This is a genomic window from Paenibacillus sp. CH40, from assembly GCF_024213605.1.
In the GTDB taxonomy this organism is placed as follows: domain Bacteria; phylum Bacillota; class Bacilli; order Paenibacillales; family Paenibacillaceae; genus Paenibacillus; species Paenibacillus polymyxa_B.
Genome location: NZ_JANAVQ010000002.1, coordinates 312,667 through 325,723 on the forward strand (window position 1 = coordinate 312,667; position 13,057 = coordinate 325,723).

Genomic DNA, 13,057 nt, shown 5'->3' on the forward strand with positions numbered 1-13,057 from the left:
TCAGCCTAACCTATATATTTGTACAAATTGTCTAGAATGTTATACGTAAAGTCCACTAATGTGGTCAATATCCAGGGCCCGAACAAAAGCAATGCCAGCAATACGGCGACAATCTTCGGAACAAAGGCCAGTGTTTGCTCCTGAATTTGGGTTGTCGCCTGAAAAATACTGATAATCAAACCCACGACTAGCCCCAAAATCAGCATCGGAGCGCTCACCTTGAGTACAATGTACACCGCTTGCCCAGCCAGGGAAATAATAAACTCCGAAGTCATTGCCGTCCTCCTTGATTGCTGTCCTTGCATGAAGTATTCATGTGTTAAAACTCAGAAGCAATGATTTGACTACCAAATACCAACCATCTACAAGTACGAAGAGCAGTATTTTAAAAGGAAGTGAAATCATTACCGGTGGTAGCATCATCATCCCCATAGCCATGAGTGTACTCGACACTACAATGTCTATAACTAAAAATGGTATAAAAATCATAAAGCCCATCTGAAATGCCGTTTTCAACTCACTGATTGCATAAGCCGGAACCATCACCGTTAGTGGAATATCCTGATAGTTCTTTGGTTTTTCCATCTTGGTGTATTTCATAAATAGTAGTAGATCCTTCTCACGTGTATGAGAGAACATAAAAGTCTTGATCGGTACCGATGCCTTATCCAGCGCCTGAGACTGTGTTATATCCCCCTTGAGATACGGCTGAAGTGCAGTTTCATTCATAGCTGAGAACGTCGGTGCCATAATGAATAAAGTGAGAAACAAAGCCAGTCCGACAAGCACCTGATTAGGCGGCATCTGCTGGGTTCCCAGCGAAGTTCGCACAAAGCCAAGCACAATCACAATTCGCGTAAAACTTGTCATAAGTACAAGCAACGCGGGCGCTACACTAATGACAGTAATAAGTAAAATAATAGACAGCGAGGTGGCACCGGGCTGTCCTTTGTCCGAATTGCCGACTTGAATATCAATGTTCGGAATCGGTTCCGCAGAGGCCGCCGTCACCGAAATGAAGCTGAACAAGACAAGCAGCAAACATGCAAGTATAATCTTTTTTCTCATGAATCTCCCGACCGATCTGTAGTATTCTCCTCATTGCGCAGCTTTTCAAGTTTATCCTTGCGATTCGGCATTTGCCGAAGCTTGGATTCAAACATCTCGTGAAAAGATGTCTCCTCTTCAGGCTGCTGCTGTGCCGCGTTGTTCCGGCGAAGCTTATCCGCAATTTTAGCGAATAGCGGGGCAATCGGGCCGCGCTGCAGAGAAGCTTCCTGCTCCAGTGCGGCCAAAATTTGCTCCACTTCTTCAGGATCGGATACTTTGTCAACAAGCCGGATATCTTCTCCCACACCAATGAGGTACACACTGCTACCAACTTCAACAAGCTGAAGGGATTTATTGGGACCAAGTCCCACGCCTCCCAGTATGCGAACGGAGCGGTTGCTGAACCAGCTCTGATTTCTTTTACTCAAAAACCGTATCAAGTACACGATCAGTACGATGATAAAGATTAGCACGAAAAGGACCCAGGCAATGTTGCCTATATTGCTGGATGTACTCAATGCGTCAGAGGCACCCTGTTGTGTATCCATACTGGGTGCGCCTTACACACCCAGTGTTTTGTTGATGGCTTCGATAACCCGATCCGATTGGAAAGGCTTAACGATAAAATCTTTTGCGCCAGCTTGAATGGCATCAATAACCATTGCTTGCTGACCCATCGCGGAACACATGATAACCTTTGCGTTCGCGTCAATTTGTTTGATTTCCTTCAGAGCGGCAATGCCGTCCATTTCAGGCATCGTGATATCCATCGTAATCAGGTCCGGACGAAGCTCCTTGAATTTTTCAATGGCCTGTGATCCGTCCTGGGCCTCTCCTACTACTTCAAATCCATTTTTGGACAGGATGTCCCGAATCATCATTCTCATAAATGCAGCATCGTCCACGATCAAAATACGGTTTGCCATCTGAAATAAATCCTCCCTAAATTATGCTTTTATTGTAATTTTTGAATACGGTCCCATTGGCTTACAATATCTGTTACACGCACGCCAAAGTTCTCGTCGATTACGACAACCTCGCCCTTGGCAATCAGTTTGTTGTTAACCAAAATGTCCACCGGCTCCCCGGCAAGCTTGTCCAGTTCAATAATTGAACCTTGTGAGAGCTCCAGAATATCTTTAATTTGCTTTTGGGTCCTTCCTAATTCTACGGTGACTCTAAGGGGAATGTCCATCAATAAATTTAAATTGTTTTCATCCACTTGCGCAAATGCACCGGACTGCAAGTTAGAAAATTGTACAGGTTGTACATTTACATTACGTCCCGGTACTGCGCCGTAGTGATGAGGCGTTCCGTAAGGAGCTTGCGGCGGTACACCAGCTGGTATTCCATAGCCTGGAGCGCCCTGCTGCCCATATCCCGGGTCTTGAGGATACATTGGCGGTTGTTGCCCATAGCCTGCGTCTTGCGGCGCCTGCGCGGCTGCAGGTGGCTGTTGATAGGCTGGTGCAGGCGGTTGCTGCGGAACGCTAGCTTGTTGCGGCGCTTCGGGAGCAGCTGTTGCAGCTACCTGTTGTGCGGACGCTTGCGGTTGTTCTTCATCCTCTCCGCCATTCATTAGGATGCTCACCATTTTTTTGGCGAAATTAACAGGCAACAGTTGCATCAGCGTAGAGTCAATAAGATCCCCGATCAATAACCGGAAGGATACTGTAATGAGCGTTTCTTCATCCGGCAGACTAGATACTCCATCACCGTGCATAGGATCCAAAATATCAATCCCCGGTGGAGAGATATTAACAAAACGATTAAACATGGTAGACATAGAGGTCGCCGATGATCCCATCATCTGGTTCATCGCTTCCTGCACGGCACTGATGTGAATTTCATTCAATTCTTCATCCGCTGGGTTACCTTCACCACCAAGCATTAAGTCCGCTATCACTTGTGCATCACGCTTTTTGATTACGAGTGAGTTAATACCCTCGAATCCATCTACATAATTTACATGTACAGCTACGTGTGGCTTTGGAAATGCAGTTTCAAATTCAGAACGGGTAATAATTGAAACTTTAGGTGTCGTAATATCCACCTTTTGACCGAGCAGTGTGGAAAGAGCCGTAGCTGCGCTGCCGAACGTTATATTACCGATTTCCCCGAGAGCATCCTGCTCCAGAGGAGTCAGAAAATCGTCAACGGTCTTGTTGGCGGGAGTAGAATCCGTCCCCGCTTCAGACTGTTTCAGCAAGGCATCGATTTCCTCCTGGGACAAATAGTCTTTACTCGTCAATTTCTTCAACTCCTTCGTTGACAATTTCATCAATTTGTACGGCAACACGATCTCTTACCATCCCGGGACTTCCCATAAACTTCAATTTCTCGCCCACCCGGATGGATAGTCCTTCTTTGACAGGCTTGTTCAATGAAATGACATCCCCTACCGAAAGACCCAGAAACTCGGCTACATTTATCCGGGATTCACCCAACTCCGCAATAATAGGGAGCTCTGCTTTGGTGACCCGTAATCTCAAGGCGTCGATCTCTTCGGGCGCCCTTGATTTCTTTTCGGATGTAAACCACTGGTGCGTGGACAGTCTGGCCATAATGGGTTCCAATACCACGTGCGGGATACAGAGGTTAATCATCCCTGTGGTATCACCAATTTTGGTGCTAAGCGAAATCAGAGCAATCGTTTCATTGGGCGAAACAATCTGCATAAACTGCGGATTCGTTTCCATCGCCTCTAGGCGCGGTTCAATGTCCAGTACCGTTTTCCAAGCCTCTTGCAGGCTATCAAAGGTACGGCTGAAAATTCGCTCCATGATCGTCGTCTCGATTTCGGTCAACGCAGTAACCTTTGACGGTGCCGAACCTGTTCCTCCGAGAAGCCTGTCCAACATGGCATAAGCAACGTTCGGGTGAACCTCAAGCACCATACGGCCTTCCAGCGGTTCAGCTTCAAAAATGTTTAAAATGGTCATTTTCGGAATGGAGCGAATGAATTCATCATAAGGAAGCTGCTCCACCTGAACGACATTAATTTGGACAAAAGTACGAAGCTGCGCTGAAAAATATGTGGTCAGATACCGCGCAAAGTTCTCGTGTATCCGCGTCAGACTCCGTATATGATCCTTGGAAAACCTAAGCGCTCTTTTAAAATCATAAGCGCGAACTTTCTTTTGGGTATCTTCCTTTTTAAGTTCTTCCGCATCCATTTCACCGGACGAAAGAGCTGCTAAAAGGGCATCAATTTCCCCTTGTGACAGTACATCCACCAATGTTATTCACCCCCTTACGTGTTCCTGACAAGTTCACCTGGAATCAAATGGCTGCCAGCAAAAAGTCTGTAATTTTGGCGTTCCCCAGGTGACCTTCAGGGAGCGACTTGTTGATGAGATCCGTCAGCTTGTCACTGAACTGGTCCCGGCCTTTAGCCGTTCTGAGCTCATCAGGTTTGGTGTCTGCAAGCAATTGAATAACGATGGGCTTAATACTGATGTCTTTAATTTTTTCAAAAGATTCTTTTGCTTTGGCATCGTTCAATTGAAAAGATAGGTTCATCTGGACAATGTAATCTGCGTCTGCCAAATTCGTTTTGATACCGGTAATTTCAGAGCTCACTTCCACCAATTCATCTGCTGACAATCTTGGAAGTTGTTCTGCTTGAGCAGCTTGCGCATTCGGTATGACTTCCGACTTCTTCCCGCTAAGCGCTGGTATAAGTACAAAGGCCGCGCCTGCAATCAAAGTAATCGCGAGTAAAATTGTAATGAGCCATGGCAGCATCTTCTTCATTCGTCTTCCTCCATTTGTTGCACTTTTATCGTGGCGGCATGTATGCCGATTTCACGGCTGTAACCCTTGATCAAGGAGACGACATCTGCCGCTTTTTCCAATACAATCAACCGTTTCCCCGTCACCAAAGTGACGTATGTATCCGGTGTTTCCTCCACAGTCTCAATGAGCAGCGCATTAAGCCACATAGGCGAGCCGTTCAGCCGCGTTAACGGGATCATCGTAACACCAACCTCCTGATAGGTGCGGAGGAGCCTCTACTCCTCCGCGTTTAAATGAGATTATCGTTTCAAGTTTACAACTTCCTGAAGCACTTCATCCGAGGTCGTAATGATACGCGAGTTCGCTTGGAATCCGCGCTGAGCTACGATCATTTCGGTAAATTCGCCTGTCAGATCAACGTTGGACATTTCCAGCTGACCTGAGATGATAGCTCCACGCCCCTCTGAGTTGGCTGCTCCAGGCTCAAGTGCATCAATGTTGGAGTTGACCGTAGTACGGTACAAGCTCCCTCCGATTTTTTCCAGACCTTCTGGATTCGTGACTCTGGCTAATCCGATTTGCGTGCCATTATCAACTGTTCCGTCATCCAATTGTTGTACAATTGTACCGTCCTGCGAGATGGAGAACGCTGTAACATTGTCAGCAAGTGTGATGGGATCTCCACCCGCATCTCCTACGAAAAATCCATCAGAAGTAACCAGGTTTCGGTTCGCATCTACGTGAAAATCACCCGCACGAGTTAGATAAGGAACTTCCTGTGCATCATTCATTTTGACCAGGAAAAATCCGTCACCGTTAATACGTAAATCCGTTGGGTTGTTCGTAGTCATTGCACTACCTGGAAGGTGCAGTGTATCAATTGAGCTGACCGACACTCCCAAACCTACCTGCTTGGCATTTTGCCCGGCGGTTGTTGTTCCGTCTGGTGCACTTGCGCCTGAACTCGTTTGGCTCAAGATATCCTTGAACATCACTCGGCTGGACTTGAAGCCTGTTGTATTTACGTTTGCAATGTTGTTACCGATAACGTCCAGCTTCGTTTGAAAGCCCTTCATGCCCGATACACCTGAATACATTGATCTCAACATTGAGTATAAATCCTCCTCTGATTGGTTGCTTAGTTGACCGCATCAGTCGATCCGCGGCTTTTTCATGGCTTTCCTATTCGGGCCAGCCACTTCGTATACATTTTTATGAAATAATTACAGCACTATCTATCTGCGTAAATACGTTATCCTCCATGGATTTCTTATCCATCGCGGTAACAACTGTTCGATTAGGTACACTTACAATCAAAGCCATATCCTGCATTAAAATCAGTGATTCTTTGGCGCCTTTGGCAGCTGCTTTATCCACAGCAGAGTTAATTTTCGCCATTTGGTCACTTCTCAACTCTATTCCCCGCTGCTCCAGACGCTTGGCTGCATGGTTGCTCAGCTTGAGCACCTGATCCTGTAACACCTGACCGAACGGTCTGGCATCCTTCGATACCGAATTTACTCGGTTTTTTGAGATTGCTGCCGGGGGCACGTTGGCGGGAAAAAGGCGTCCGACCGTTATTCTGTCATTCATGAATTCTCACCGCTTCCAGTAGAGGAAGAAGATGAAGTATCCGATGTATCTGTAGCGGGAGTCGTTGTGTTAGCCTGGCTCACTGATGTTACATCTTTTAATGCCACCTCAGCCGCTCCCATTTTGGCATACTGCACACCGTCACGAATAACGATGGAATCCACGATTCCAGTTTTCACTGTACCCGCACCTGTTTCACCTGTAATGGAGTCTTTTTTACCTGCCTCAATCCAGCTGACTTCTTTTCCTATCAAACCGGAGGCTGTACCTAAAGACTGTCCCAATGCATTCAACTGCGTAGAAATGTTCATCAGTTGTTCCACCGAGGAAAACTGGGCCATTTGAGCGATAAATTCTTTATCCTCCAAAGGCTGCATCGGATCCTGATTTTGTAGCTGGGTGATCAAAATTTTCAAAAACTGATCTTTACCCATCGTTTTAGTATCCTTGGCACTCGCCGTTTTGACATTGTTCACATTGTAATTCGGCCAGACGTTACTGGTGGATACATTGTTGTCTGTCGTCGTCATTGTGTTCTCACCTCCATCATTACGCTTGTGCTGTAAAGGAGCCTGTCCGATTTATTTCATCTGCACGTTGTTCTGCTGTCCAGTTACGGAGTTCCTCTGCCATTTCAGCTACCTTCATAGCATCTTCGCTCTCTTCTCTACCACGAGCTTTGGAACGTTGATTGGATTGCTGCTGCTGCTGATTAGCTCCAGATCCGCGTCCATCCTGATACATATGGGAGGAAAGCGACTCATTGTGCGTTACTTCTACCTTATCCACCTGGATACCTTGGCTCTGGAGACTCGAACGCAGCTGCGACATTTGCTGTTCCAGCAAATCCTTCGCTCCGCTATGCTCAGTCATGAACTGGGCAACCAGATGACCATTTTGCATTGTCAACTTAACTTCCAGCTGGCCCAGATGATCTGGACGAAGCATGATAGTCGCTTCCGTCAAACCAGTGTGTTTTACAATGTCAAGTTTCTGCACTACAAATTCGGTCATCTCCTTGGCAAATTGCCGTACATGTACGACTGGTTGAGCCGGAGCCGAAGGTGTTGTTCCTTGTGTTTGTACCGAAAGCTGTCCCGCAGTCGTGATCACTGGAGTCTGATTGTCAGTTGCTGTCGAATCCGCTTGCTCAGTTGCATCTACGAATGCACTCGCTTCATCTGTTACAGTCGTCTTAACTGCAGACTGAACGAGAATATTAGTTGATGAACGTTGCCCTTCTGAACCTTGTTGATTAGTTTCACCCTGACTTGCTTGCTGCTGAGAAGCAACAACCTGTTTGTCTGTAGTCGCTGTAGCTACGGGCTGAGTACCATTTGCTCGATTTGCATAAGGCTGAACTGCTTGTGAATCCCCACCATCAGCAAGTTCCACAGCTTTCATTAGACCATTCCACTGCTCATCGGAAATAGCTCCCGTACCTGCCGTTGCGCTTTGGAGCGATTGTAGTAACTGTGCCACCTGGGACTTTTGGTCTCCAGAAGCCTGCTCTGCTACATTGGCAAGTTGTGACAAAGCGTCCTGTAATGCAAATCGAAGAGTAGCCGGGTTGGCTGCCAAAGCTGTTAAGCCTGTCGCCTCTGTCGTTTCTCCACCGTTTAACTGTTGATTTGTTCCGTCGCCTTGTAAAAACTGTTGTACTTGCTGAATCCACGCTTGCAGAGTTGCAAGCAGAGCAGGATCAACAGCTACTTGATCATCCAGCTTTTCAAGATTTTGCAGCAAAGGAGCCAGTGTTTCGGCCAGCGGCTCGGTTGGAGCTTCCGTGGATTCTCCAGTTGCAATAAGCGGAAGTACCATAACTAATGGAGAACCGTTCGCATCTGTGCCTGCTGAGCCCGTTTGCCCGCCTGTCATCATTTGCGTAAGTGTTTGATTAAAAGCACCCGTGGTTGCTCCAGCAGCTGTCGCTGTAGTCGTTGTTGAGGCCGTTGTACTGCTAGCTGTCTGACTGGAGCCGAGCGATACACTTTGAGAAATAAGGGTCATTTATTTTTCACCTCCCTTCATTTAAATTACTTACTGCCCATCAGTTTGTTCAAAATTTTTGCGGTCTGAGCTGCATCCTTGGCAGACATATTTTGAAGTAAAGAACCACGTGTCGAATCATCTACTGTATTTAATATGTTTAATGCCTTGTCTGGACTGATTTTGTAAGTTTGTAAAATAAGTTCGGCACCGCTCTTCTTGTCCATGGAAGCAAATGTGCTACTGATTTGAGTGCTTTGCAAACTCTTACTCGTTGTTCCAGCTGTGGTACCTTGATCCTTTTTCAGACGAGACTGCAAGGCAGCAACTGACAAATCCGTAGATGGCGTTACGTTTTTCAGAGCCATAGTAATATCGGCTGCTTTTTTAGCGTCCATCTTTTGCAAAATCTTTGCACTGTTGGCAGGGTCCATGTAGCTTAACAGCTGCACAGTCTCTTCCGTGGTCAGATTCTCCATAATCGGTGCCGCTTTACTTGCTGTCATCCCTTCATACATGCTAGCAAGATCTCTGGCCTGTTTTACATAAGGATCTTCATTTGTTGTTCCACCTGTAGTTTGCGTACCGGCCTGTCCCTGCTGACTAGCCTGTGACTGCTGCTCCTGTTGCGTTTGCAGCGTATTGACCTGATTCTGCAGTTCAGTAACCTTTTTATCTTGTGTCGTCTTAGCAGCGGTAGCCTTTTTAAGCTCCTCCGTCTGCTTGGCTAAATCTGCCTTTAACTGCTCAATAGTTGCTTCAGAACTTTCAGACTGAGCCTTCTGATCTGCCTCTTTCGTCTGAGTAGCCTTATCTTTCGGTTCAGGTATCCAATTTTTAACAACTGGTATTTTGTTCCCTAACGAAATCATTTCGCTTCTGAAGTCCATATTGAACAATGTAAGCAGGACCCCGACCAGAACGATTGTGAACACAATCGGAATCAGGAAAAACATAAACCGTTCAAATCCCCCGCCTGATTCTTTTCCTAAATCCATATCCAGTTCATTTTCTGCTAACTTCTGTGCCATCGTCTTCCTCCTCAGGCAGCTGATATGCGTATCCTATGACTTTCCGCTTACCGGGCTTTCATGGCAAATCGCACGGAAGCCATTTCATCCAGCTCGTTCTGCTCGCGCAGGAGCATTTCCTGTTGGAATTTCACGTTGGCCTTCTCTCTCGCTTTCAGCCAAACCTGTTCATCCAGCATTTTATCGGTCAAAACGGTTTGTTTGCTTTGCACATTTTGCTGCGCATATTGAACATCCCTATGCTTGCGTGTAATACATTGGTCCAGATGATTAACATAAGCCTGTAATTCCTGAATGGTAGAGAGTGGCGCGCAATCCTCGGCAGCCTTTTGAATGGCTGATATGACCCGATTCCTTTCGCCTACAAGCTGTGTTAATGTCTGCTCCTCAGCCTGCAATTGCCCGACAGCACTGGAAAGCAACCATTCGGCCTGTGACTTTTCGTTGGTTTTCAAGTCTACAACTTTCTGAAAGGAATACTGAAATCTCATCGTTCAACCTTCATCTCCTCGTAAATTCAGAAATCAAACGCTCCCTTACCTCATCCAGCTCAGCCTTTTCATCTGTTCTTTGTCTTGTAAAATCCCATATATCCCGTATGCGCTCCATGGATTCGTCAATTTCTGCATTTGAACCCTGCTGATAGGCCCCGATATTAATCAGGTCCTCCGAATCTTTGTAAATGGCCATCAAGCGCTTAATGTTCTCGGCAGCATCTATCTGATCTCGTGGTGCGATATCCTTCATAACCCGGCTAATACTCGCTAACACATCAATTGCTGGAAAATGTCCTTTGTTCGCAATTCCACGATTCAAGACAATATGTCCATCCAAAATCCCGCGCACCGCATCCGCGATGGGCTCGTTCATGTCATCACCATCGACCAGTACCGTATAAAAAGCGGTTATGGAGCCAGTAGGACCTGTCCCTGCACGTTCTAAAAGCTTAGGTAGACTAGCAAACACGGAAGGGGTGTACCCTCTCATTGCTGGTGGCTCCCCTACGGCTAGTCCCACTTCACGTTGGGCCATCGCATACCGGGTAACTGAATCCATCATCAGCATGACATTCAACCCGCGATCCCGAAAATATTCCGCGATCGTTGTTGCAATAAGTGCACCCTTAATACGGATTAACGCAGGCTGGTCGGAAGTTGCCACAATGACCACGGAACGTTCTAGTCCCTCCGGGCCTAAATCCCGTTCAATAAAGTCCAGCACCTCGCGTCCACGTTCCCCGATCAAGGCAATTACATTCACATCAGCTTCCGTATTACGAGCAATCATTCCCATCAAGGTACTTTTACCTACACCCGAACCTGCAAAAATACCAACCCGCTGTCCTTTACCGATAGTAAGCAACCCGTCGATAGCGCGCACCCCGATACTGATTGGTTCCTGTACACGCGGACGATTCAGCGGATTGGACGGAATATTGAAGGTTGAATATCTCGCCATTCGCGAGGGAATCAATGAGCCATCCAGAGGCTGACCCAAGCCGTCCAGCACTTTACCTAACAGCTCCGACCCGACCTGCACATTCAACGGTTTCCCTGTTCCTACAACATCACAACCGGGACCAATGGATTGCAGTTCTCCAAGTGGCATCAGAAGCACCTTATTGTCCCTGAAGCCTACAACCTCCGCTTGCAACGGCTTGGCCGTTTTACCCGGATAAATGTAACAAACATCCCCGATACTGGCGTCTGGACCTTCCGATTCAACCATCAGGCCGATAACCTGCGTAACCTTGCCATTTACCCGAACCGGGTCCAGCTGGCGCAAATGATCCATGTAGCGCTGCGCATTAAGCCCCTTCATGTCTTCGCTCCTCATTCTCATGTGCCAGACGCAGTAATTCCTTTTTGATCTCAGCTAATTGCGTATCAATCCGCGCATCCACACTTCCAAAGGAAGAACGGATAACACAACCGCGATCTTTAACGGTACCATCAGGTATAATTTGCAGTTCTGCCTGCGAATCGACAGTTAATGACAATTCTTCTCGTGCACCTTGCACAAATGCGAAATGCTGAGGCGACACACACAATGTAATGGTTCCTTTTTCCCGCTTACGAGCCAAGTTTTTACGAATTAATTCAATCGTGTATTCAGGCTCAAGGCTAAGCTGTTTCTCAATGACCTTCTCAGCAATAGCACTACTCAGTTCAACCAGGAAAGGCTCAGCTTCCTGAATCAGTTGTTCCTTGATCTCATAGGCCTGACGCAGAATATCCTGTGCTTCTTCCATCATCTGCTCTGATTTCGTCTGGAGCTCGGCCTCAGCCAGCTTCTGACCTTCTTCATATCCTTGCTGAAACCCATCAGCTTTTAACGACTGGGTTAACTGCTCGTCATGCTCGCGTCGTTCCTGCCACCAGGCTTCAATCTGCTGCTGTGCCTCCTGAAGCATCCGTTCCGCTTCTTCAGCTGCCTCGCGAACCTGACGTTCGGCAAAATCCTTAGCATCATTCAGCATTTCATCCCGTAGCCGTTCAGCCTCGTGATCTCGCTGAGGCTCCGGCTCCGTATATTCAGTTGTGATTTCTTCGTCCGTCGTTTCTGGCGCATACGTATGTGCCACATCAATTGTTTTCAAAGCCTCTACAGGAACATATTGGAAAGATTTAATCAAGTTAGACAATGATGTCATCTCCTCCGCCGCGTGCGATTATAATCTCACCGGCCTCTTCCAATCTGCGGATCGTCGATACGATACGTGTCTGTGCTTCTTCCACATCACGCAACCGCACCGGTCCCATGTACTCCATTTCCTCTTTGAAGGTTTCTGCCATACGTTTCGACATATTTCGGAAAATCACATCGCGTACTTCTTCACTGGACACTTTAAGCGCCAATTGCAAATCTGCATTGTCGATATCGCGGATAATGCGCTGAATGGAACGATTGTCCACATTGACGATATCCTCGAACACGAACATTCTTTTCTTGATTTCCTCAGCCAGTTCTGGATCTTGAATTTCAAGCGAGTCGAGAATCGTACGTTCGGTTCCGCGGTCTACGCCATTCAAAATCTGAACAATGGACTCGATACCACCCGCATTCGTATAATCCTGCGTCGCGGTTGCAGACAGCTTTTGCTCTAACACTCGTTCCACCTGAGAAATAACTTCCGGAGATGTACTGTCCATGACAGCGACACGCCGGGCTACATCTGCCTGTTTTTCCTGTGGCAGAGACGACAGAATTGCAGCCGCCTGCTCAAATTGCAAGTACGAAAGCACGAGAGCAATCGTTTGCGGATTCTCATTCTGTATAAAATTCAATATCTGGTTTGGATCAGCCTTGCGGGCAAAATCGAAGGGTCTTACCTGTAACGTCGCTGTTAGACGGTTAATGACCTCAACTGCTTTTTGCGATCCGAGTGCTTTCTCCAATATTTCTTTAGCGTAATTAATACCGCCTTGGGAAATGTACTCCTGAGCCAGACAAATTTGATGAAACTCGGCCATGATGGAGTCCTTCTCAATGGCATCGACCTTCCGCACATTGGCAATTTCCAATGTAAGTTGCTCGATCTCCTCATCACGCAAATGCTTGAATATTTGAGCAGATACCTCTGGTCCCATTGTGATCAGAAGTATAGCTGCTTTCTGTCTTCCCGTTAAACCTTGACTGCTTGCCTTTGCCAATGA

At 46.9% G+C, this 13,057-nt stretch carries 17 protein-coding genes; all 17 read right to left on the bottom strand.

Going from position 1 to position 13,057, the window contains the following annotated elements:
* Positions 1–5: 5 nt before the first annotated feature.
* The 17 genes from fliQ to fliG all read right to left on the bottom strand — a co-directional run bounded on the left by fliQ (position 6) and on the right by fliG (position 13,054).
* Positions 6–275 carry a flagellar biosynthesis protein FliQ gene (gene fliQ / locus NLX73_RS07850; protein WP_007430038.1) on the bottom strand — a complete coding sequence of 90 codons (270 nt, stop codon included), beginning with the start codon at positions 273–275 and terminating at the stop codon, positions 6–8.
* A gap of 37 nt (positions 276–312) precedes the next feature.
* Entirely contained in the window at positions 313–1,068 is a 756-nt protein-coding gene (gene fliP / locus NLX73_RS07855; RefSeq protein WP_013309901.1) for a flagellar type III secretion system pore protein FliP, read from the bottom strand.
* Positions 1,065–1,598 (bottom strand): flagellar biosynthetic protein FliO, encoded by a 534-nt coding sequence (locus NLX73_RS07860; RefSeq protein ID WP_023988197.1) that lies wholly within the window; start codon positions 1,596–1,598, stop codon positions 1,065–1,067. Before NLX73_RS07860 ends, fliP begins: the two co-directional genes overlap by 4 nt.
* Positions 1,599–1,610: 12 nt before the next feature.
* Positions 1,611–1,976, bottom strand: a complete 366-nt coding sequence (locus NLX73_RS07865; RefSeq protein WP_010346372.1) for a response regulator — start codon at positions 1,974–1,976, stop codon at positions 1,611–1,613.
* A 29-nt stretch (positions 1,977–2,005) separates the two neighbouring features.
* A complete protein-coding gene (gene fliY / locus NLX73_RS07870; protein WP_254325827.1) occupies positions 2,006–3,301 on the bottom strand; it encodes a flagellar motor switch phosphatase FliY in 1,296 nt (431 codons plus the stop codon).
* The gene (fliM, locus tag NLX73_RS07875) at positions 3,291–4,289 is read right to left on the bottom strand and encodes a flagellar motor switch protein FliM (RefSeq protein ID WP_029516998.1); all 999 of its coding nucleotides are present in this window, start codon (positions 4,287–4,289) and stop codon (positions 3,291–3,293) included. Before fliM ends, fliY begins: the two co-directional genes overlap by 11 nt.
* A gap of 43 nt (positions 4,290–4,332) precedes the next feature.
* Positions 4,333–4,806: a flagellar basal body-associated FliL family protein gene (locus NLX73_RS07880; protein ID WP_023988194.1), complete on the bottom strand. Its 474-nt coding sequence runs from the start codon at positions 4,804–4,806 to the stop codon at positions 4,333–4,335.
* Positions 4,803–5,027 carry a flagellar FlbD family protein gene (locus NLX73_RS07885; protein ID WP_014281086.1) on the bottom strand — a complete coding sequence of 75 codons (225 nt, stop codon included), beginning with the start codon at positions 5,025–5,027 and terminating at the stop codon, positions 4,803–4,805. Before NLX73_RS07885 ends, NLX73_RS07880 begins: the two co-directional genes overlap by 4 nt.
* Before the next feature lie 60 nt (positions 5,028–5,087).
* A complete protein-coding gene (gene flgF / locus NLX73_RS07890; RefSeq protein ID WP_250268101.1) occupies positions 5,088–5,897 on the bottom strand; it encodes a flagellar basal-body rod protein FlgF in 810 nt (269 codons plus the stop codon).
* 103 nt (positions 5,898–6,000) lie between these two features.
* On the bottom strand, positions 6,001–6,381 hold the full coding sequence (locus NLX73_RS07895; protein WP_061831868.1) for a TIGR02530 family flagellar biosynthesis protein: 381 nt from the start codon (positions 6,379–6,381) through the stop codon (positions 6,001–6,003).
* The gene (locus NLX73_RS07900) at positions 6,378–6,911 is read right to left on the bottom strand and encodes a flagellar hook capping FlgD N-terminal domain-containing protein (RefSeq protein WP_254325828.1); all 534 of its coding nucleotides are present in this window, start codon (positions 6,909–6,911) and stop codon (positions 6,378–6,380) included. Before NLX73_RS07900 ends, NLX73_RS07895 begins: the two co-directional genes overlap by 4 nt.
* 19 nt (positions 6,912–6,930) lie before the next feature.
* Positions 6,931–8,391 carry a flagellar hook-length control protein FliK gene (locus tag NLX73_RS07905; RefSeq protein WP_254325829.1) on the bottom strand — a complete coding sequence of 487 codons (1,461 nt, stop codon included), beginning with the start codon at positions 8,389–8,391 and terminating at the stop codon, positions 6,931–6,933.
* A gap of 26 nt (positions 8,392–8,417) precedes the next feature.
* A complete protein-coding gene (locus tag NLX73_RS07910; protein ID WP_250261659.1) occupies positions 8,418–9,401 on the bottom strand; it encodes a magnesium transporter MgtE N-terminal domain-containing protein in 984 nt (327 codons plus the stop codon).
* A 47-nt stretch (positions 9,402–9,448) separates the two neighbouring features.
* On the bottom strand, positions 9,449–9,892 hold the full coding sequence (fliJ, locus tag NLX73_RS07915; RefSeq protein WP_013309890.1) for a flagellar export protein FliJ: 444 nt from the start codon (positions 9,890–9,892) through the stop codon (positions 9,449–9,451).
* 10 nt (positions 9,893–9,902) lie between these two features.
* Positions 9,903–11,222, bottom strand: a complete 1,320-nt coding sequence (gene fliI, locus NLX73_RS07920; protein WP_069291725.1) for a flagellar protein export ATPase FliI — start codon at positions 11,220–11,222, stop codon at positions 9,903–9,905.
* Entirely contained in the window at positions 11,209–12,045 is an 837-nt protein-coding gene (locus NLX73_RS07925; protein ID WP_025723732.1) for a FliH/SctL family protein, read from the bottom strand. The genes fliI and NLX73_RS07925 overlap by 14 nt, the downstream gene beginning before the upstream one ends.
* Positions 12,038–13,054, bottom strand: a complete 1,017-nt coding sequence (fliG, locus tag NLX73_RS07930) for a flagellar motor switch protein FliG (protein WP_013370674.1) — start codon at positions 13,052–13,054, stop codon at positions 12,038–12,040. Before fliG ends, NLX73_RS07925 begins: the two co-directional genes overlap by 8 nt.
* Positions 13,055–13,057: the final 3 nt, after the last annotated feature.